Below are 20,287 nucleotides of genomic sequence, written 5' to 3' on the forward strand. Positions count from 1 at the left end.
GGCTCTTGGGGCGGTCTGCGCCTGGGCCCATGCTCCCGGCGGCCGGGCCGATCGGTCGGTCACCCTCGGTGACGTGGGGCGGGTGGAGGTGGAGCAGATGGACCCTTTGGAGCTGCCCCGGATATGGGGCACAGCCGCTCGGCCTGGTCGGTCTGGTCGGTCTGGTCGGTTTGGTCTGGTCGGGTCGGTCTGGTCGAATCGATCTGGTCGGGTCGGACGGGTCGGGCGGTCTGGTCGGTCCGGTCTGGTCGGGCCGGTCTCAGTCTGGCTGGGCGGAGGGGACGACCGGCGGATCCCAGTCGGCGTACCGGGCCATCGACCGCAACGCGACGCGTGGTGGCGTCAGGCGCAGCACGGCGTTCCGCAGGCCCACCGCGACGGGGTCGCGTAGTTGCTGACCGAACCGGCCGACCTGGAACGCGGCCCGGGCGACCGCCTGGGAGCGGGGACGCCGCTGGGCGTCGTACGCGACGAGGGCCGCCACCACGTCGGCCGTCGGGGCGCACGCGGCGGCGAGGACGACGGCGTCCTCAATGGCCTGGTTCGCCCCCTGCCCCAGGTTCGGGGTCATCGCGTGCGCCGCGTCACCGAGCAGCGCGACGGCGCCCACCCGGTACGACGGCAGCGGAGTGCCGAGATGGTGGATGTCGGTACGGATGACCGCCTCGGCCCGGGTCGCGTCCAGCAACGCCGGAACGGGATGGTGCCACGTGCCGAACAGCGCCCGCACCAACCGCGCCTCGTCACCGGTGGGGGACGCCCGACCGGCCTCGGCGTTCACCGCGGCGAACCAGTACACCCGGCCGTCGCCGAGCGGCACCATGCCGAACTCGGCGCCCCGGCCCCAACTGACTGCGGTGGCCAGGTCGCCACGCCACGGCTGGTCGGTGACTCCACGCCAGGCGGTCGACCCCGCGTACGCCGGTGGCGGGGCATCCGGCCACAGCCGGGCCCGTACGACGCTGTCGATGCCGTCGGCCGCGACGACCAGATCCGGTACGACGGAGGCGTGCCGGCCGTCGTGCCGGTAGGTCACCCGTGGCGGCGGCCCAGACGTGACGTCCACCACCTCGGCGCCGGTGACGATCCGGTCCGCCGGCAGCGCCGCGCGCAGGAGCCGGTGCAGCGTGACCCGGTGGATGCCCAGCGCCGCCGTGCCCAGGGCCCGGCTCATCGCCGCGCCGTCCACACGGGAGAGCCACCGCCCGGACGCGGTACGGAGGCCCCCCGGGGCGTCGACGTGCCCGGCGTCGCGCACCGCGTCGCCGACGCCCAGCGCGTCCAGCCCCCGCAGCCCGTTGGCCATCAGGGTCAGGCCGGCGCCGACCTCGCCGAACCGCGGGGCCTGCTCCAGCACCAGCACGTCCCACCCGCGTCGGCGCAGGCCGATCGCGGCACACAGGCCACCGATGCCGGCCCCGATCACCACGGCGCTCGCGTCACCCACAGCGTCCTCCCGGGCCACGGACATGGAGCACCAGACTACGTATCCGCCGCGCGGCGGGGTTTCCACGGGCGGCGCCGCCGCCGGGCTTCCAGGGGCGGCGTCGCCCGCGAGATGGCTCGTCGTGCCCGCGCCCGGCTACCACCCCTCCCGTACGGTGTCACGCGCGGCGCTGGCCCGGACCGTCCCGCCGGTGGGCATCGGCCCCGCGAGCCGTCCGCCTGGTACCCGACGATGGCGTCGGCCGGAGGTGACCGCCGCTCGGCCACAGGCCGCCGTCGTGCGGGAACGCGGTTTCCGGGCGGGCCGCCGGAACCCTCCGTGGACATTGACAAGCGCCACTGGGCAAACTACGTTCGGATCGACCAGAGAAGGTTCGTGCGCTCGCTGGCGGAGCTCGCCCGCGTGCCTGCGATGGGCAGCGGAGCCGGCCGGCTCCACCGGACCGGCCACCACGGAGGGCAACCGTGGGCCCCGCTGGGTCGGCGCTCACGTGCCGTCGGCCGTCCGCCTCGCGCCCGCCGCGACCGGTGGGCGTGACCGCCGGCCCGATGTCGTTGTGAGCGCTAACATCGCCGGCCCGGGTGGCACCCCGTCAGCGCCGGGCTAGCGCAGCACCTGGCTCACGGCTGAGTGGCCGGCTGACGTGCCGCCCCGATGCCCGCCGCCAGCGTGTCGACGCCTCTCCGGCCGTCACCCGCTGTCAGGTATCCCACGTCCTGCCGGGCGCGGCTCCTACCTGCGCGGCCAACCAGACGCCTTCGCGCTCGACCGGAGGCGCCGGCCGTCCTCCCACCCCAGGAGAAGCTTGATGAGAAGACTCAGAGTGAAACACGCTGCCGCGCTGTCGGCCGGCGCGGTGCTGCTGGCGTCGGCGGCGGTCGCCACGGCGCTGCCGGCCGGGGCCGCCGCGGCGGGCTGCTCGGTCAGGTACACCGTGCCGTCGCAGTGGCAGGGCGGCTTCGGCGGTGACGTCGCCATCACCAACCTCGGCGACCCGGTCTCCAGTTGGACCCTCACCTGGTCCTACAGCGCCGGCCAACGGGTCACCGAGGCGTGGAACGCGACGGTGACCCAGAGCGGCGCGACGGTCACCGCCCGGAACGTCAGCTACAACGGGTCCATCCCGACCAACGGCACCACCTCGTTCGGCTTCAACGGCTCGTGGAGCGGCAGCAACCCCGCCCCGACCAGCTTCGCGCTGAACGGGGTGACCTGCACCGGGGGCGTCGCGCCGACCACCGGCCCCACCACCGCGCCGCCGACCACCCCACCGCCGACCACCCCGCCGCCCACCACGCCGCCGCCCACCACGCCGGCGGACATCACGGTGAACAGCGCCGCCAGGTACCAGACGATCGACGGATTCGGGGCCGCGCAGTCGATCTGGGGCAGCGCCTGGTCGACCGCGGAGACCCAGACCCTGGTCGGGACCGGCCCCAACCAGTTGGGGCTGTCCATCGTGCGCACCGGTCTCTCGCCGGTCTCCAGCGAATGGTCGATCCATGTGAACTCGCTGAAGACGGCCAAGTCGTACGGGTCGGGGGTGAAGATCCTCGCCTCGCCGTGGACCGCGCCGGCGTCGTACAAAACGAACAACAGCCGGACCAACGGCGGCAAACTGAAGACCGACTACTACGACGACTACGCCAACCACCTCAACAGCTACGTCCAGTACATGCGCAACCAGGGCGTGACCGTCGACGTCACCTCCGTGCAGAACGAGCCGGACTGGCACCCGGACTACGACTCGATGGACTGGAGCGGCACCGAGCTGCGCACCTGGGTACGCGACCAGGGCGCGAAGGTGCAGAACACCAAGCTGATGGTCGCCGAGGCGGTGAACCTCAACTACAACTACACCGACCCGACCCTGAACGACAGCGCCGCCCGCAACAACATCGGCTACATCGGCGGCCACCTGTACGGCACCGAGGAGTCCGGCCGGCTGAAGCCCTACCCGCTGGCCGAGCAGCACAACAAGCCGGTGTGGATGACCGAGTGGAACCTGCACGCCGCCGACGGCAACGGCTCCAACATCTGGGGCAACCCGGCCAACCAGACCGTGTGGAACGAAACCCTCGACGACATCATGCGTACGGTGCACAGGTCGATGGAAGCGAACTGGAGCGCGTACGTCTGGTGGTACGGAAAGCGCTACTACTCCTTCATCGGTGACGGGGAAGCGGCGTACGGCACCACCGCCGGTGCCCCGCTCAAGCGCGGGTACGCGTTCTCGCAGTACTCGAAGTACGTCCGTCCCGGCTACCAGCGGGTCGCGCTGACCAAGAGCTCCAAGGCGTCGCCGCTGGAGGTCACCGCGTACCAGGGCGACGGGAAGATCACGCTGGTGATCCTGAACCGGTCGACCAGCGCGGTGAACAACGCCGTCATCCAGGTGCCGCAGAACGTCACCAGGGCGGAGCACTACCTGACCTCGCTGAACGCCAACGCGGCCGGCCAGACCGTCGGCGTGAACGGGGGCCAGGCCACCGTCAGCGTCGGCGCGCGCAGCATCTCCACGGTCGTGCTGACCCTCTGAGGCACAGCTGACAAAAGGCCCTGAGCAGTGTCCCCACTGCTCAGGGCCTTTCCTCGGTCGGGGTGGCCGGATTCGAACCGACGACCTCTTCGTCCCGAACGAAGCGCGCTACCAAGCTGCGCTACACCCCGAGGCGTGCGGACAAATACTAGCCCACCCGCCCCGATGGTCAAACTCGGTACCCCCCGCCTCCGTCGCCCCTGGTAGCGGTCGTGTCAGCCGGTAGCACGGACGGGGCAGTTCGACACTCTCCCGCCACCACCCCTCCCGCCCCCTCCTCGTCGATCCAGGGGAGATTGTCGTTCGAGGAGATCAACTAACGACGATTTGCCCTAGGTCGACGCGCCGGGGCGGGTCGGGGTGGAGGCGAGGGGTGGGCAGGGGAGGGGTGGGGGAGGGGGTCAGCGGGGGGTGAGGGTGAGGATGGTGGCTTCGGGGCGGCAGGCGAAGCGGATCGGGGCGGTGGGGTGGGTGCCCAGGCCGGCGGAGACGTGCAGCCAGGCGTCCGAGCCCGGCCAGCGGTGCAGGCCCTTCGCCATCGAGCGGGGCAGCTCGCAGTTGGTGACCAGGGCGCCGACCCCCGGCACGCAGACCTGCCCGCCGTGGGTGTGCCCGGCCAGCAGCAGCTCGAAGCCGTCGGCGGCCATCTCGTCCAGCACCCGAGGCTCGGGGGAGTGCGTCAGGGCGATGGCGAGGTCGGCGGTCCCGGCGACCGGCCCGGCCACGCTGGCGTAGTCGTCCCGCTCGATGTGCGGGTCGTCCACCCCGACCAGCTCGACCAGCCGACCGCCGGCCTTGAGCGTGGTACGCGCGTTGTTCAGGTCGGCCCAGCCGGCCCCGGTGAACACCGAGCGCAGCTCCTCGTACGGCAGGGTGACGCCCTCGCGGTACTCCCGGTCGGGCAGGAAGTAGGTGAACGGGTTCTTCCAGACCGGGCCGGTGTAGTCGTTGGAGCCGAAGACGAAGGCGCCGGGGTGGTCGAGCAGCGGCTGGAGCGCCCGCAGCACCCCGGGCACCGCGCCCGGGTGGGCCATGTTGTCGCCGGTCACCACGACCAGGTCCGGGTCCAGCGCCGCCAGCGAGGCCACCCAGCGCTGCTTGCGGTCCTGGTCGGGGGTCATGTGCAGGTCGGACAGGTGCAGGATGCGCAGCGGCTCGGCGTCGGCCGGCAGCACTGGCACGTCGTACCGGCGGAGGGTGAACAGGTTGCGCTCGACGAGCGAGGCGTACGCCAGGGTGGCGCCGCCGAGGGCGGCGGCGCCGGCCGCGAGCCGGAATAGTGTGCGCTTTCGCATGGCGTTCAGGGTAGTTTGACCGACCATGAGCACGCTTAAGGACCGCCTGACCACCGACATGCGGGCCGCCCTCAAGGCCCGGGACGAGCTGACCACCTCCACGCTGCGGATGGCCCTGGCCGCCGTCGGGAACGCCGAGGTCGCCGGGAGGGCCAAGCGTGAGCTGACCGACGACGAGGTGCTGGCCGTGCTGACCAGGGAGGCGAAGAAGCGCCGTGAGGCGGCTGCCGCGTTCGCCGACGCCGGCCGCGCCGACCAGTCGGCCAAGGAGACCGCCGAGGGCGAGGTGCTGGAGCGGTACCTGCCGAAGCAGCTCTCCGACGCGGAGCTGGCCGAGCTGGTAGCGGGGGCGCTCGCCGCGGGCGGCTTCAGCGGCCGGGGGCAGATGGGTCCGGCGATGAAGGCGGCCCAGGCCGCGGTGGCCGGCCGGGCCGAGGGTGGTCGGGTGGCCGGCGAGGTACGCCGTCAGCTCGCCGTCTGACCCGGTCCAGCCCACGACCGGCGGCGAACGCGGGAGGCCCGCCCCGGGTGAAGGCGGGAGGCCCGCCCCGCGCCGGACGGCCGGCGGGTGAACGCGGGAAGGCCCCGCCCGGTACGCGGTCAGCGCGCTGGGCGGGGCCTTCCCCGTCGACGGGGGCGGTCAGCCGGGGCGGTTGGTGGGGCCGCCGCTGGGCGGCGTGTCACCGGGGTTGCCGGCGGCGGTGCCGTTGCTGAGCTGGATGGTGACCACTCCGCCCTTGATGGTGCGGCCGTCGGGGCTGGTGCCGGCGACGCTGCCCGCCGGGCAGTTCGAGTTGATCCGGATGTCGCTGACGGTCACCTGGAACCCGGCGCCCTTGAGCCGGCTGCGGGCGGTGTCGACCGACTCGCACCTGACCCGGGGGATGCTGCGCTGGTCACCGGTGATGATCTTGCCGCTGGGCGGGGTGAAGTTGATCCGTTCCTTGCCCTTCATGGCGTCGCGCAGCGTCTCGTACACCGGCGGGTTGATGCCGTCCTTCTGGTTGTGCTTCATCTTGACGTTGGTCTGCGGCCAGTCCGGGTCGGCCATGATGCCGGCGACCGCGTACTGCTTGGTCATCGCGACCAGCGAGGCGGTCTTCTCGGAGTCGGTGGTGCCGGACTTGCCGGAGACCGGCGCGTCCACGATGCCCTTCACGTTGCCCGCGGTGGCGCCGGTGCACCTGGTGGTCGGGGAACGGTCGCCGAGCGGGCAGCGGCCGGCGTCGACGGCGGCCCGGGCCACCTCGGTGCTGACCACCTGCTTGCAGCGCGGGTTGGCGATGTCCAGGGTCTTGTTGTCCGGTCCGGTGATCTTCTGCACCGGGATCGGCTCGCAGTACTTGCCGTCCGCGGCGAGCGTGGCGTACGAGTTCGCCAGCTCCAGCGGGGTGGTCTGTGAGACGCCCAGCGTGAACGCGCCCCACTGGTTGGCGGCCTCGTCGGTGGCGGAGAGGTCCAGGTCCTCCTGGGACCGGAAGGTGATGCCGAGCTTCTGCGCGACCTTCACCACGTTCTTCGCGCCCACCTGCTGCTGGAGCGGGACGAAGTAGGTGTTCACCGAGCGGCCGAAGGCGCCCCACATGTTGTGCGGGCCGGCCATGCTCTCCACCGAGTTGGTGGGGCAGTAGAAGTGCGTGCCCTCGCAGGCGGCCGGCGAGCTGCGGCTGATGATGTACTCGGACTTGAACTGCTTCGGCGAATTGATCATGTACTGGAGGGGGATGCCCTTCTCCAGCGCGGCCACGATGGTGAACATCTTGAACGTCGAGCCGGCCTGGTAGCCGGTGATGCCGTCACCGCCGGTGAGCAGCGGGTTCACCGTGTTCGGGTAGTTGCCCCGCTTGCCGGTCTTGCGTTGCTTCGGGTCGCTGTGCGGCTTGTTGACCGGCTTCTTCGGGTCGTCCAGTTTGAAGTTCCGGTTGACCGCCAGCGCCCGGACCCGGCCGCTGCCCGGCTCGACCACCGCGACCATCGCGGCCTCCTTGCTGGTGATCGGCTTGGCCTTGCGCACCGCCTTGTCCGCGCCCCGCTGCGCCTGCACGTCGAGGCTGGTCACGATGGTGTAGCCGCCGCTCTTGAGTCGCCGCTCCCGGTCGTACGTGGTGGAGCCGAACTCCTCCTGCTGGAGCCACCAGCGGTAGAAGTAGTCGCAGAAGAAGCCCCAGCTGATCTCCTTGCTCTGCACGCAGCCGTTCGGCGCGCGCTTGCCCTTGACCACCAGCTTGACCGCCTTGGCCTGGTCCGCCTCGGCCTGGGTGATGGCCCCGGTCTTCACCATGTTGTTGATGACGTAGTTACGCCGGTCCACGGCGAGCGGGTAACCGCTGGGGGTGGTGGGGTCGAAACTCGTCGGGGCCTTCACCATGCCGGCGAGCATGGCCGCCTCGTCGACGCTGAGCTTGCTCGGCGTCTTGCCGAAGTAGACCTGACTGGCGGCGAAGATGCCGTACGCGCCGTTGCCGAAGGCGGCGATGTTGAGGTAGCGCTCCATGATCTCGTCCTTGGAGAACTTCTTCTCCACCTGGACGGCGTACTGCATCTCACGGATCTTGCGGGCGCTGGTGTCCTCGGTCGCGGCGACCACGTCGGCCGGGTGGCTGGCCGAGTACGCGATGGCGAGCCGGACGTACTGCATGGTGAGCGTGGAGGCGCCCTGCTGGGACGCGGCCCCGGAGCTGTTGTTGACGAACGCCCGGGCGACGCCCTTGAAGTCGACGCCATTGTGCTTGTAGAACTGGTGGTCCTCGGCGGCGACGATGGCCTGCCGCATGACCGGGGCGACGTCCTTGAGCCGCACGTCCCGACGGTTCTCGTCGTAGAGGCTGGCCACCGGGGTCTTGCCGTCGCTGGCGAGCAGGTAGGTGATCTGCGGGGCCCGCTTGACGGTCAGGTCCGGCGGCAGCTTGCCCAGTGTCTCCGCCCCCGCCTTGGCGGCCAGCCCGGACATCGCCACCGCGGGGAAGGCCGCGGCCGCCACCACCACCCCGGCCAGCAGGCCGCAGATCAGTAGCGATGCGGCGTTGGTCAGCACATTGTGGTCACGTTTCCGCATCCAGGTCACCTCGACAGCGTACGCGAGTAGGGATTGGACAGCTCACGGGCGGGTTTCCCCCATTTCCTGCGCGCGCTGCCCTCGTTGTGCTAAACGCACCACCCCCGGTACGCGGTTGCGGGGAAGCGCCGCCGAGTGTCTCCCGTCCGGCCCGACGGCCGCAGGGTTTTCTCGTACCGGAGCCGGGTATGCGGCGCGGCGTACGCCCAGGAAGCCTGGAGTGTCCGGAATGATGGATTTGGCCGACAACGTTGCGTAATCGACTGACTACGGAGCATGATGTAGGCGGCGACATCGCCACATGTCGTCCGTGCCGCCTTGGGGAAGGTCCGGCACGGGTGACCGGGGGAAATCCGGCTGATCCGCACGAGGTCGGTAGGTACTGCAAGGGGGGACGACTACAGATGGGCATGATTGCTGACTGGCCGTCGCTGGCGGCGTGTCAGAACGGAGACCCGGACGCGCTGTTCGTACAGGGCGCTGAACAGAACGTGGCGAAGCGGATCTGCCGGAGCTGCCCCGTCCGGTACGAGTGCCTGGCCGACGCGCTCGACAACCGCATCGAGTTCGGCGTGTGGGGCGGCATGACCGAGCGGGAACGCCGGGCGCTGCTGCGCCGGCACCCGCAGGTGACGAGCTGGCGCAAGATGTTCGAGGCCGCGATGAGGAAGAACGCCAAGGAGAGGGCGGCCGGCAAGGACAAGATCCTGGTCAACGCCGGCTGACCCGGCCGACGCCGGGCCCGCTCGACCGCCGTGCCCGCCCGGTGACCGTCAGGCCCGGCTGATCGCCGCGCCGATCGTCCGCAGCCCGTCGACGTCGTGCACGTCGACGGGCTGCGCCGTGACCGCCACCGTGGGCACCGCCGGGAACGCCTCGGTGAACGACGCGGCCACCTGCTGCTCGCGGGCCGCCTGCTGGAGCAGGGCGGCGTGGGCCCGCAGCACGTCCACGGTGGCCTGGTGGCCGCCCAGCCCGGCCAACCGGTCCGCGGCGGCCAGACTCTCCTCGGCGTCGGGCGAGTCGACCGCCGGCCGGTGCACCCGGTTGACCACCAGGCCGGCCAGCGGCATCCGCTCCTCCCGCAGCCGCCCGGCGAAGTAGGCGGCCTCCCGGACCGCGTCCGGCTCCGGCGCCGCGACCAGCAGGAACGCCGTCTCCCGCGCCTGGAGGATCCGGTACGTCTGCTCCGCGCGCTGCCGGAAGCCGCCGAACATCGAGTCCAACGCGGCGACGAAACCGGACAGGTCAGTCAGCAACTGCGCGCCGAGGACCTTCTGCACCACCTTCGAGAACATCCCGAAGGAGGCGGTCACCAGGCTGAACATGCTGCGTCCCCCGCTGCGGGCCGGGGCCAGCAGCAGCCGGAGCATCCGCCCGTCGAGGAACCGGGACAGCCGGGCCGGCGCGTCGAGGAAATCCAGCGCCGAGCGGGACGGCGGGGTGTCCACCACGATCAGGTCCCACTCGCCCCGGGCGTGCAACTGCCCGAGCTTCTCCATCGCCATGTACTCCTGCGTGCCGGCGAAGGTCGAGCTCATCGCCTGGTAGAAGGGGTTGGCGAAGATCTCCGCCGCCTTCGTCGGATCGGTGTGCTGGAGCACCACGTCGTCGAAGGTGCGCTTCATGTCGAGCATCATCGCGAACAGCTCGCCGCCGCTGGCCTCGACGTCGATCCCCTTGACCTGCCGGGGGGTGTTGTCCAGCTCGGTCAGGCCGAGCGACTGGGCCAGCCGCCGGGCCGGGTCGATGGTGAGCACCACCGTACGTCGGCCGTGCCGTTCCGCCGCGCGCAACGCCAGCGCCGCCGCGGTGGTCGTCTTGCCCACGCCGCCGGCGCCGCAGCAGACGACGATCCGCACGCCGGGGTCGGCGAGGATCTGGTCGACGTCCAGCGGCGGCGCGTCTTCGGCAGGCACCGATCGAGCGTATCGGGAGCGCGGGGCTCTCTGCCGCCGTGCCGGGGCAGGTGTGAGTCAATCCGCCCGGACGAGCGCGCCGGCCAGCACGTCCAGGCCGGCCCGGTCCACCCCGGCGGGCAGCAGCGGCAACTCGGTCAGCGGCGACCCCAGCTCGACCAGCTCCGCGCGGAGCGTCTCCTCCAGCTCCCGCCGGACGACCTGGTCGACCGCCTCGGCGTGCAGCCCGGCGACCGTCGCCCGGTCCGCCGGCAACCCGGCGGCGAGCAGGCCGCGCCGCAACTCGGCCTGGCCGGTGGCCCGGCCCGAGGGCAGCGCGGGCCGGGCGCCGTTGACGACGATCCGCCCGACCGGGAAACCCAGCGAGGTCAGCTCGGCGATGGCGTCCAGCGTCTCCTGGACCGGCATCTCCTCCAGCAGGGTGACCACGTGCACCGCGGTCGTCGGGGAGCGGAGCAGGGCGGCCACCCCCTCGCTCTGGGTCTTGATCGGGCCGACCTTCGCCAACCGGGCGGTCTCGGCGGTGACGTTCAGGAACCGCCCGATCCGGCCGGTCGGCGGGGCGTCCAGCACCACCGCGTCGTACACCCGACGCTGGCCGGCGGTGCGGCTGGTCGCCTCCTTCACCTTCCCGGTGAGCAGGACGTCCCGCAGGCCGGGGGCGATGGTGGTGGCGAAGTCGATCGCGCCGAGCTTGCGCAGCGCCCGGCCGGCCGCGCCCAGCTTGTAGAACATGTCGAGGTACTCCAGCAGCGCCTCCTCGGCGTCCACCGCGAGCGCCCGCACCTCCCCGCCGCCCGGGGCGTCGGTCAGGTGCCGTTCCTCGTACGGCAGCGGGCCGACGCCGAAGAGCTGGGCGATGCCCTGCCGCCCCTCGACCTCCACCAGCAGGGTGCGCCGGCCGCCGGCGGCCAGGCCGAGGGCCAGCGCGGCGGCCACGCTGGTCTTGCCGGTGCCCCCCTTGCCGGTGACCACGTGCAGGCGGGCCGGCCATCCGGGGTCGGCCGGTTCGGTGGACTGGTGGGCTGCTCGCACCCGTCGAGCCTAACCAGCGACCCCGGTCAGGCGACCTCGCAGACCCACCAACCGGTCTTCTGCACCACGGTGAAACGCAACTGCTGGTCGGCGACCTTCTCGTCCTCGGTGGTCACGGTCACCGTGGTGGTCACCGTGGCGCGCTCGCCGGTCTGGTTGTCGACCGCCGGCTTGCTCCACTTGAACTTGGCGTTGCGGTGCTCGTCGGCGTACTTCTCGAGCTCGGTGATCTTGGCCGCGATCCGCTCCCGGTCCCGGGCGGAGGAACAGACCAGCTCGGTCGCCCGTTTCGCGTCCCGCTCCTGGTAGACGGCGGTGAGGAAGTCCTGGACCGCGGTGGCCGGCTCCGCCGCGCCCTCGCCGGTCTCGGTGTCGCGCAGCAGGAAGAACGCGGCGGTGCCGCCGCCACCGCAGAGCACCAGGGTGACCACCAGCGCCAGCACGGCGATCAGCGGGCCACGCCGCCGCTTCGGCGCGGCCGGCGCCGGCTGGGACCCGGCCGGCCCGAGGGATCCGTACGGGCCCGGCGGCGGGCCGGCGGGACCGGCCGGACCGTACGAGCCCGGTGGGGCGCCGGCGGGACCCGGCGGGCCGTACGACGCCGGTGGGGCGCTGGCCGGGCCGGGCGGACCGGAGGAGCCGGGCGGGCCGTACGGGGTGGATGGCGGGTCGGCGGGAACCTCGGGGCCGGTCGGGCCGGCGGGACCAGGCGGGCCGAACGGCGGACCGCTCGGCGGTGGGAACGGGCCACCCTGGGGCGGTTGGGTCATCGTCTCCCCCGAACTGTGGTCTGCGGTCACCGGCCTGGCGACGCTTGTGTGAGCGCGACGGGCGCGGCAGCGCCCCGCCCGCCCGTGAGGGTAGCGGGCGTCGCGTCGACGTGGGTGTCGGTGCCGGTCGGGGCCACCGCCCCGCTCGCCGCGCCGTTGGTCCGGCCCGGCGGCGGCGACGAGTCGGATCCGCCGGAGGAGAAGATCATGCCGGACGGTATCCGGTACCGGACCGCAACGGTGTCGCATATATGACTTTGAGTGATGATCTGGGCGCGTCCGGTTGCCGATGTCGGCTTTCGTCCCTACGTTCGGGCGCGGTGCGGGGGCCGGGTACAGGGCGCAGGACGCCCACCCCGGAAAGCGGCAGATGGCACACGTACGATGCCCGGAGGCAGCGCATGCGCGACGCGGAGAACAGCCCCCGCACCCAGTTTCCCGACAGTGGCCGGCGGTCGCCGCGCCGGGGGGCGGACGGCGATCCGGCCCCGGCCGCGCCCTGCAACGAACGACCGTACCGGCGCTGGGCGGAGCCGGTCGAGTCACCGGCGACGGCGGCGCGGTCGTGGCCGGTCGACCGGGGCCGGGACGACGAGGAGCCCGAGACCGGGTACGTCATCCACCTGCCGGTCCGGGTGCTGGACCTGGCGGCGGCCACCGCGCTGGCCGGTCGGGTGGCCGACTCGCTCGGTTTCCTGCCCGAGCTGGACGCCGGCGAGACCACCGTCTCCACCGCCGACGACCAGAACAACCACCACCGGGTCTTCTGCGACCTGCTCCTGCCCGACCGGTCGCGCTGCCCCCAGCGCCACGGCCACCCGGGCCCGTGCGGCGAGACGCCCGCCGCCGAGCCGCGCCCCGTGCCCCGGCCGACGGCCGGGTCGTAGGCTGTCGGCGGAACATCCACCCCACGACACGGGAGCCCGGCAACGATGCAGAAGTGGGAGTACTCCACCGTCCCGCTGCTGGTCCACGCGACCAAGCAGATCCTCGACAACTGGGGAGAGGACGGGTGGGAGCTCGTCTCGGTGATCCCCGGCCCCAACCCGGAGCAGCTCGTCGCGTACCTCAAGCGACCCAAGGCGTGAGCGGGGTGAGCGGGGCCCGGGCGAAGCTCGCCGAGCTGGGCCTCGAACTGCCCGAGGTGGTCCCCCCGGTCGCCAGCTACGTGCCGGCGGTGCAGTCCGGGCAGACCGTCTACGTCTCCGGTCAGCTCCCGATGGCCGGGGGGAAGCTCCTGGCCACCGGCAAGGTCGGCGACGGGGTCTCCGCCGACCAGGCCAAGGACCTCGCCCGGCGCTGCGCGCTCAACGCGCTCGCCGCGATCGACGCGCTGGTCGGGCTGGAGAGCGTGGTCAAGGTCGTGAAGCTGACCGGCTTCGTCGCCTCGGCTCCCGGCTTCACCGGGCAGCCCGGCGTGATCAACGGCGCTTCCGACCTGTTCGGCGCGGTCTTCGGCGAGGCCGGCCGGCACGCCCGCAGCGCGGTCGGCGTGGCGGAGCTGCCGCTGGACGCCCCGGTCGAGGTCGAGGTCGTCGTCGAGGTCGGCTGAGCCGACCGGCCCGGGGCGGCTTCCAAGATCGCGGGAAGTCGCCGTCCGGGCCGTACGATCGCAGCCATGACGGGGCACATGACGACACCGGCGGCCGCGCTCGCGGACACGCTGCCGGAGTGGGTGACGTTGCTGCGCGCGCCGAACCCCGGCCCGATGACCCTGGACGGCACCAACACCTGGATCCTGGGCACGCCGGACGGCCCGGGCCGGATCGTGGTCGATCCGGGTCCCGCCGACGAGGGGCACCTGGCCCGGATCGCCGCCCACGCGCCGATCCGACTCGTGTTGATCACCCACGGGCACCCGGACCACACCGAGGGCGCGGCCCGGCTCGCCGAGCTGCTCGGCGGCGCGCCGGTGCGGGCCGTCGACCCGGCGCACTGCCACGCCGCCCCGCCGCTGGCCGAAGCGGACCTGTCCACCGGTGACGACCTGCGGATCGAGCTGCTGTCGACCCCCGGGCACACCGCCGACTCGGTCTGCTTCCTGGTCGGGCGGGGCGACGGTCAGGTGGTGCTGACCGGGGACACCATCCTCGGCCGGGGCACCACCGTGGTCGCCCACCCCGACGGCGACCTGACCGACTACCTGGCCAGCCTGAGCCGGCTGGCCGCGTACCGGGGCGTCCCGGCGCTGCCGGGACACGGCCCGGCGCTGGCCGACTGCGGGGCGGCCGCCGGGTTCTACCTGGCCCACCGCCACGCCCGGCTCGACCAGGTCCGGCAGGCGGTGGCCGCCGGGGCGACCACCCCGGCCGAGGTGGTCGCCGCGGTCTACGCCGACGTGGACCGGACGCTGTGGTGGGCGGCCGAGCTGTCGGTCCGCGCCCAGCTCGCGCACCTCGACCGCGAGCGTCCCGGGGTCGACCCTGACGAGCCGCGGACAGGTCGGCCGTGACCTGCCCGGTGTGTGGCACCGTCGCCGTCCCGGGGGCGCGGTTCTGCCACAACTGCGGGGCCGCCCTGCCGGCCGCGGCGACCCTCCCGGCCGCCGAGCGCCGGGTGGTCACCGTCCTCTTCGGTGACCTCTCCGACTTCACCTCCTGGTCGGAGGACCTCGACCCGGAGCGGGTCGGCGCGGTCACCGACCGGGTGCTCGCCGCGCTGGCGGGCGCGGTGAAGACCTTCGGCGGGCACGTCGACAAGCTGACCGGCGACGGGATCATGGCGGTCTTCGGCGCGCCGGTGGCCCACGAGGACGACGCCGAGCGGGCCGTCCGGGCCGCGTTGTCCATGCAGCGGGCGGTCCGCCGGGTGCTCGACGACGAACGCGGCGGCGGCGCGCCGCTGGGCCTGCGGGTCGGGTTGAACACCGGGGACGTGATCGCCGGCATCCAGGCCGCCATCGAGTACACGGTCATCGGGGACACCGTGAACACCGCCGCCCGGCTGGCCGACGCCGCCGCCGTCGGCGCCGTGTACGCGGGTCCGCGTACCTCCGCCGCGACCCGGCACGTCACCTCCTGGCGGGCGTTGCGCCCGCTGCGGCTCAAGGGCAAACGCGAGCCGGTCGAGGCGTACGAGCTGCTCGGCCTCCTGGACGCCCCGGGCACCCGCTCCGGTCTCGGTGACGAGGCGCCCTTCGTCGGCCGGGAGGCCGAGGTCGGCCGGGTCGCCGGCCGGCTCGCCGAGGTGATCGACCGGGGTGAGCCGGGGGTGCTGCTGATGACCGCCGAGGCGGGCATCGGCAAGTCCCGGTTCGCCGCCGAGGTGGAACGCCTCGCCGCCGGGTACGACGTCGGGCCCGGCCGGTACGCCGCGCACACCGGCGCGCGGGTGCTGTCGGTGCGCTGCGCGGCCTTCGGTGAGCGCCGCCGGTTCGCGCCGCTGGCCGACCTGGTGCGGGCCGCGGTCGGGTTGCCCGGCGACGACACCGCGACGGCGATGACCCGGCCGGCCGTGGAGGAACGCCTGCGCCGGCTCGGGCAGCGGCTGGCCCGGCTGCGCCCCGCCCCGCCGCCGCTGGCCACCGACCAGTTGCTGGCCCTGCTCGGCTACGTCGACCTGCCCGGCGCGCACGGCGGCCCGGCCGACGACGCCGAGTGGAACGGCGCCAACCCGTCCCCGGACGCCGAGGCGGCGCCGGCGGCCGTGGCCGCGCTGCTGAGCGCGCTGGCCGCCGAGGCTCCGCTGGTGATGGTCGTCGACGACCTGCACGACGCCACCGGGGACACCATCGGCGCGCTGGGGGTGACCCTGTCCCGGCTGACCGGGCCGGTGCTGGTGCTGCTGCTCGGCCGACCGGAGCTGGTCCGCAGGGCCGGGGCGCTGACCCGGCTGGCCGACGCCGAGGTGCACGCGCTGCCGCCGCTACGCGGAGCGGACGCCTCCCGGCTGCTCACCACGTACCTCGGCGGGGGGAAGCTGCCCCAGCCGGACACCGACCGGCTGCTCGCCACCGCCCAGGGCAACCCGTTCTACCTGGCCGAGCTGGTGACCCTGCTGATGGAGCGGGGCGCGCTGACCGCCGGGGCGGAGCGGGACGCCACCGGCGCGGCCACCTGGCGGCTGGCGCCGGGCTCGCTGGGCAGCCGGCTGCTCTCCCGGGACCTCGCCGCCGTCCTGGCGGCCCGGATCGACGCCCTGCCCGCCGAGGCGCGCTCGGTGCTGCGGGACGCCGCGGTGGTCGGCGACACCGTGCCGGCCGGCACCCTGGAGGCGCTGCGCGAGCGCCGGACCGGGCGGGACGGCCGACCGGCGGCGGTGGTGGCGGTGGAGCTGGACCGGGCCGTGGAGGAGCTGCTGCAACGCCGGATGCTGCACCGGACCCGGACCGGGTGGTCCTTCGCCACCCCGCTGATGCGTGAGGCCGCGTACGCCGGGGTCAGCAAGGCCGACGCGGCGGACCGGCACGCCGCGCTGGTCCGCTGGGCCGCGGCGGTCGGCGACGACGCGGCGCCCGTGCCCGCGCCGCCGGCCGGGTTCACCGAGGCCGCCCGGGACGCGTTCGTGGCCGAGCACGCCGAGCGGGCCACCGCGCTGGCCGACGCGGTCAAGCTGCGGCCGGACGCGCCGGCCCGGACGGTGGCCCCGCTGGGGGTCGACGCGCTCGGCCGGGCTGCCCGCCGCTCGCTGTCCGCCGGGGAGCCGGCGCTGGCCGTCGAGTACGCCGAACGCGCCGCCGAGCTGGCCCGGGACGGGCTGCCGGTGGCCGACCGCCTGGTGCACGCCCGGGCGCTGCTCCAGATCGGACGGGCCACCGACGCGTTGGCCTCCGCCGAGAAGCTCGCCGCGAACGCGGCCGACGACGGGGCGACCCGGGCCAGCGCGCTGCTGCTCGCCGGGCAGGCGTACCAGAACCTGGGTGACCTGGGCCGGGCGGTGGCGAGCTGGCAGGAGGCGTTGCAGGTGGCCGCCGCCGCCGAGCTGCCCACCCTGCGTGCCTCGGCGATGCGGCGGCTCGGGATGGCGGACTTCGTCAGCGGCCGGCTCGGTCAGGCGAGCAGCCGGCTGGCCGCCGCGTACCAGGTCAGCCTGGCCGCGCAGGACCCACGCGGGCAGGCGTGGTCGTTGCAGAACCTGGCCTGGGTGACCACCACCCGGGGCGACTTCGCCGGCACCGACGCCGTGCTCGGCCGGGCCGCGCGGCTCTTCGCCGAGCTGAAGGACCCGTACGGGCGGGCCTGGCTGCGTGGGACGACCGCGTTCGCCCGGCTGCTCGCCGGGCGGCTCGGCGAGGCGTGCCGGTTGGCGCGGATCTTCCTGCCGTTCGGGGAGCGCATCGGCGAGGCGTGGGCGGTGGGCACGCTCCGGGCGGTCGACGCGTTCGCCGCCGCCGAGTTGGGCGAGCTCGCCGACGCGGACCGGTCGGCGCGGCGCGCGTACCGGGACTTCGTGGCCGCCTCGGACGACTGGGGACGCGGCTTCGCGCTGGTCGTGCGGGGCGTGGTGGCGCGCGGGCTGGGCGAGCCGGAGCACGCCGCCGACCTGCTCTCCGACGCGCTCAGGCAGGCGGAGCGGACGGCGCATCCGCTGCTCACCGGGATGGCCGGCACGTTGCGCGGGTTCGTGGCGCTGGAGCTGGGCGACGGCGCGGTCGCCGAGCGGTACGCGCGGACGGTGCTGGCCGCGGTGGAGCCGCACAACCCGCAGGCGCCGGCCCAGGTGGGGCCCCGGGTGCTGCTGGCGATGGCCCGGCTGGCGGCGGGTGACCCGGGCACCGCGGTGGGGTTGCTCGCCCCGGTCGCCACCGCGGTCAACGCCCCCTCGCTGCTGTTCTCGCGCCGGCAGACCGTGGCCCGGTACGCCGAGGCGCTGCTCGCCCTCGGTCAGATCGAGCAGGCGCTGGACTGGGCCCGGCGGGCGGTGGCCGCGCCGGCCGAGGACGTGCGCAGCCAGGTGGTCGCGCAGCGGGTGCTGGCCGAGACGTCGCTCGCGGCCGGCCGGCCGGTCGAGGCGTTGGCCGCCGCCGACGAGGCGGTCCGCCTGGCGTACGCCACGGAGCAGCGCGGCGAGCGGGCCGCCGCCGACGCCCTGCGGGCCCGGCTGACCGCTCCCGCAGGTTAGGAAGGGCGCCTTGTTACCGCCCGGTGTAGCGGAAGGGTCCCTTCCTTGCGCGTGCGGCGGCGGCTAGCGTGTGGGTTTTCCGGCACAGGAGGACCGTTCATGAGGCTGCCACGTTCCGCCGCCGGCTGGACCGTCGCGGTCTTCGGCGGGCTGGCCCTGACCATGGGCGCGCTCGGGTTGCTCTGGCCGGCGGGCCTGCTGGGGCTGATGGGGCTGACCGTGCCGACCGGCCGGGCGCCCGGCGACCACACCGGCGCCTTCCTGCTCGCCTCCTCGATGGCGGCGTTCAACATGGGGGTCTACTACCTGCTCGCGGCGGTCACCGACTGGCGGGCGTTCTTCCGGTTCTCGGTGGTGTTCCGGCTGGTCACGGTCGTCGTGTTCGTGATCGCGGTGGTCGCGGAGATCGCCCCGGGCCGGTTTCTCGGGGTGGCGGCCTGGGAGGGGCTGGGGGCGTTGGCGACCGCGCTCGGCCTGCGTCACGACGCCCGGGCGGTGACCCCGGCGGCGGCCGGTGGACCGGTGTCATCGACGCCGGTCACGGGTGCGGGCCGCTGAGCTGCCGGACGAGTTGGGTATTTTCGAAGCTGTGACCGCCACCCCGTCCGGCGCCCTGCCGAAGCCCATCGTGCCCGGTCTGACGGATCTGGAGGTTTTCGCCCGGGGTGGTTACGCCACCGTCTACCGGGCGGTGCAGATCTCCGTCGGGCGTGAGGTCGCGGTCAAGGTGGAGAACCGCACCCTGGACAGCGAACACGACCAGGCCCGCTTCCTGCGCGAGGCGCGGGCCGCCGGCCGGATGTCGTCCCACCCGCACGTGGTGGACCTCTTCGACGTCGGGGTGACCGTCGACCAGCACCCGTACCTGATCATGGAGTTGTGCGACGGCTCGTACGCCGAGCGGATGCGGACCTCCCCGCTCGGCCCGGCCGAGGCCCGGGACCTTGGCGTCAAGATCGCCGACGCGTTGGCGCACTCGCACGCCGCCGGGGTGCTGCACCGGGACGTGAAACCGGCGAACATCCTCCACTCGCACTTCAACTCGGCGGTGCTGGCCGACTTCGGGCTGGCCGTGCTGGGCGAGATGCGGGACCCGACGGTCACCATGGAGGTGCTGACCCCGGCGTACGCGCCGCCGGAGATGTTCAGCCACAGCCCGCCCTCGCCGGCGGTGGACGTCTACGCCCTGTGCGCCACCCTCTACGCGGTCATGCACGGCCGGCCGCCGCGCTGGCACGCCGAACGCAACCCCAGCCTGGTCACCGTGCTGGAGATGTTCAACCGGCCCATCCCCGACCTGCCCGGGGTGCCCGACGAGCTGCTCGACGTGCTCCGGCTGGGCATGTCGAACGAGCCCGCCGCCCGTCCCTCCGCTCTGGAGCTGCGGAACCTGCTGGCCCGGCTGCCGCTCGGCCCGGCCGACCCGGGGCCCACCGTCGACCCCGGCCCGCCGGTGACGCCGCCGTGGTCGGCCGACGGCTCACCGGCGCCGCCGTGGTCGGCCGACGGCCCGCCCTGGCGCGCCGACGCCTCCGGTTCGTCCGGTCGGGACGACCCGGCCGTGCCCCGGCCGCCGGCGCAGGACGGCCACCCGACCGTGCCGGCCCCGACGCGCCGCCGTCGTCGCTGGTTCCTCGGCGGGGCGGGGGCGCTCGCGCTCGTCGCGTCGGCCGGCCTCGGAGCCTGGATCGGCGGCCCGCCACGCGAGCCGGAGCCCGGACCGTCCACCGGCGTGGTGGCGGGCGTGCTGCCCGGCTGCGTGGACGGGGCCACCGAGCTGCCCGCGGGCGGCCGGTGCGCGGACGGGCTCAGGTGCTTCGGGCCGGTCCGGGTGCGGGGCGTGCGGGCCGAGGCCACCGAGGTGCGGTGCGACGGCCGGCACACCTGGGAGAGCTACGCCGAGGGTGACCTGCCCGCCGACCTGGTCGGCGCGGACCACGCGGCCGTGAAGGCCGACCCGGTGGTCCGCCAGGTGTGCAGCGCGACGACGTTCCGGCTGACCAGCGGCCTGTCGTACGCGGCCGGGTGGAATCTGGAGGTGCTGCCGCCGGCTCCCGCCGACGCCGCGCCGACGTACCGCTGCCTGGCCGGCCGGGGGGTCGACGGCCTGGCGGCGCCGACCCTGAGCCTGCGCTGAGCCGGCGCGGCGGGCCCCGGCGGTCGCGCC

General features: G+C 73.9%; 16 protein-coding genes and 1 tRNA gene. 10 read left to right on the plus strand and 7 right to left on the minus strand.

The window, feature by feature from the left end:
- Positions 1 to 259: 259 nt before the first annotated feature.
- On the minus strand, positions 260 to 1,447 hold the full coding sequence (locus O7606_RS21795; RefSeq protein WP_281595882.1) for an FAD-dependent oxidoreductase: 1,188 nt from the start codon (positions 1,445 to 1,447) through the stop codon (positions 260 to 262).
- Between the two features lie 808 nt (positions 1,448 to 2,255).
- Here O7606_RS21795 and O7606_RS21800 point away from each other — a divergent pair.
- On the plus strand, positions 2,256 to 3,986 hold the full coding sequence (locus O7606_RS21800; RefSeq protein WP_281595883.1) for a cellulose binding domain-containing protein: 1,731 nt from the start codon (positions 2,256 to 2,258) through the stop codon (positions 3,984 to 3,986).
- Positions 3,987 to 4,043: 57 nt separating this feature from the next.
- Here the strand turns inward: O7606_RS21800 and O7606_RS21805 are convergent.
- A tRNA-Pro gene (locus O7606_RS21805) sits at positions 4,044 to 4,117 on the minus strand.
- 270 nt (positions 4,118 to 4,387) lie between these two features.
- On the minus strand, positions 4,388 to 5,281 hold the full coding sequence (locus tag O7606_RS21810; protein WP_281595884.1) for a metallophosphoesterase: 894 nt from the start codon (positions 5,279 to 5,281) through the stop codon (positions 4,388 to 4,390).
- Between the two features lie 25 nt (positions 5,282 to 5,306).
- Between O7606_RS21810 and O7606_RS21815 the strand changes: the two genes are divergently transcribed.
- A complete protein-coding gene (locus O7606_RS21815; protein WP_281595885.1) occupies positions 5,307 to 5,762 on the plus strand; it encodes a GatB/YqeY domain-containing protein in 456 nt (151 codons plus the stop codon).
- Between the two features lie 159 nt (positions 5,763 to 5,921).
- Here the strand turns inward: O7606_RS21815 and O7606_RS21820 are convergent, their stop codons facing one another.
- The gene (locus O7606_RS21820; protein ID WP_281595886.1) at positions 5,922 to 8,336 is read right to left on the minus strand and encodes a transglycosylase domain-containing protein; all 2,415 of its coding nucleotides are present in this window, start codon (positions 8,334 to 8,336) and stop codon (positions 5,922 to 5,924) included.
- Positions 8,337 to 8,740: 404 nt separating this feature from the next.
- On the opposite strand from O7606_RS21820, the gene O7606_RS21825 reads away from it, so the two are divergent.
- A complete protein-coding gene (locus tag O7606_RS21825; RefSeq protein WP_281595887.1) occupies positions 8,741 to 9,061 on the plus strand; it encodes a WhiB family transcriptional regulator in 321 nt (106 codons plus the stop codon).
- A 48-nt stretch (positions 9,062 to 9,109) separates the two neighbouring features.
- On the opposite strand, the gene O7606_RS21830 is transcribed toward O7606_RS21825, so the two are convergent.
- The 3 genes from O7606_RS21830 to O7606_RS21840 are packed head-to-tail and all read right to left on the minus strand — an operon-like array spanning position 9,110 to position 12,060.
- On the minus strand, positions 9,110 to 10,255 hold the full coding sequence (locus O7606_RS21830; RefSeq protein WP_281595888.1) for an ArsA-related P-loop ATPase: 1,146 nt from the start codon (positions 10,253 to 10,255) through the stop codon (positions 9,110 to 9,112).
- Positions 10,256 to 10,312: 57 nt separating this feature from the next.
- Positions 10,313 to 11,290 carry an ArsA-related P-loop ATPase gene (locus O7606_RS21835; RefSeq protein WP_281595889.1) on the minus strand — a complete coding sequence of 326 codons (978 nt, stop codon included), beginning with the start codon at positions 11,288 to 11,290 and terminating at the stop codon, positions 10,313 to 10,315.
- A gap of 26 nt (positions 11,291 to 11,316) precedes the next feature.
- Positions 11,317 to 12,060 carry a hypothetical protein gene (locus tag O7606_RS21840; protein ID WP_281595890.1) on the minus strand — a complete coding sequence of 248 codons (744 nt, stop codon included), beginning with the start codon at positions 12,058 to 12,060 and terminating at the stop codon, positions 11,317 to 11,319.
- A gap of 401 nt (positions 12,061 to 12,461) precedes the next feature.
- On the opposite strand from O7606_RS21840, the gene O7606_RS21845 reads away from it, so the two are divergent.
- The 7 genes from O7606_RS21845 to O7606_RS21875 all read left to right on the plus strand — a co-directional run bounded on the left by O7606_RS21845 (position 12,462) and on the right by O7606_RS21875 (position 20,257).
- The gene (locus O7606_RS21845) at positions 12,462 to 12,947 is read left to right on the plus strand and encodes a hypothetical protein (protein WP_281595891.1); all 486 of its coding nucleotides are present in this window, start codon (positions 12,462 to 12,464) and stop codon (positions 12,945 to 12,947) included.
- A 45-nt stretch (positions 12,948 to 12,992) separates the two neighbouring features.
- Positions 12,993 to 13,148, plus strand: a complete 156-nt coding sequence (locus O7606_RS21850; protein WP_281595892.1) for a DUF4177 domain-containing protein — start codon at positions 12,993 to 12,995, stop codon at positions 13,146 to 13,148.
- 5 nt (positions 13,149 to 13,153) lie between these two features.
- Positions 13,154 to 13,612: a RidA family protein gene (locus O7606_RS21855; protein ID WP_281599799.1), complete on the plus strand. Its 459-nt coding sequence runs from the start codon at positions 13,154 to 13,156 to the stop codon at positions 13,610 to 13,612.
- Positions 13,613 to 13,678: 66 nt separating this feature from the next.
- On the plus strand, positions 13,679 to 14,512 hold the full coding sequence (locus tag O7606_RS21860) for an MBL fold metallo-hydrolase (RefSeq protein WP_281595893.1): 834 nt from the start codon (positions 13,679 to 13,681) through the stop codon (positions 14,510 to 14,512).
- Complete coding sequence (locus O7606_RS21865; RefSeq protein ID WP_281595894.1) at positions 14,509 to 18,120, plus strand: adenylate/guanylate cyclase domain-containing protein; 3,612 nt, start codon at positions 14,509 to 14,511, stop codon at positions 18,118 to 18,120. The genes O7606_RS21860 and O7606_RS21865 overlap by 4 nt, the downstream gene beginning before the upstream one ends.
- 99 nt (positions 18,121 to 18,219) lie before the next feature.
- Positions 18,220 to 18,678, plus strand: a complete 459-nt coding sequence (locus tag O7606_RS21870; RefSeq protein ID WP_281595895.1) for a hypothetical protein — start codon at positions 18,220 to 18,222, stop codon at positions 18,676 to 18,678.
- A 31-nt stretch (positions 18,679 to 18,709) separates the two neighbouring features.
- Entirely contained in the window at positions 18,710 to 20,257 is a 1,548-nt protein-coding gene (locus tag O7606_RS21875) for a serine/threonine protein kinase (protein ID WP_281595896.1), read from the plus strand.
- Positions 20,258 to 20,287 lie beyond the last annotated feature (30 nt).

Source organism: Micromonospora sp. WMMD882, assembly GCF_027497255.1.
Lineage (GTDB): Bacteria > Actinomycetota > Actinomycetes > Mycobacteriales > Micromonosporaceae > Micromonospora.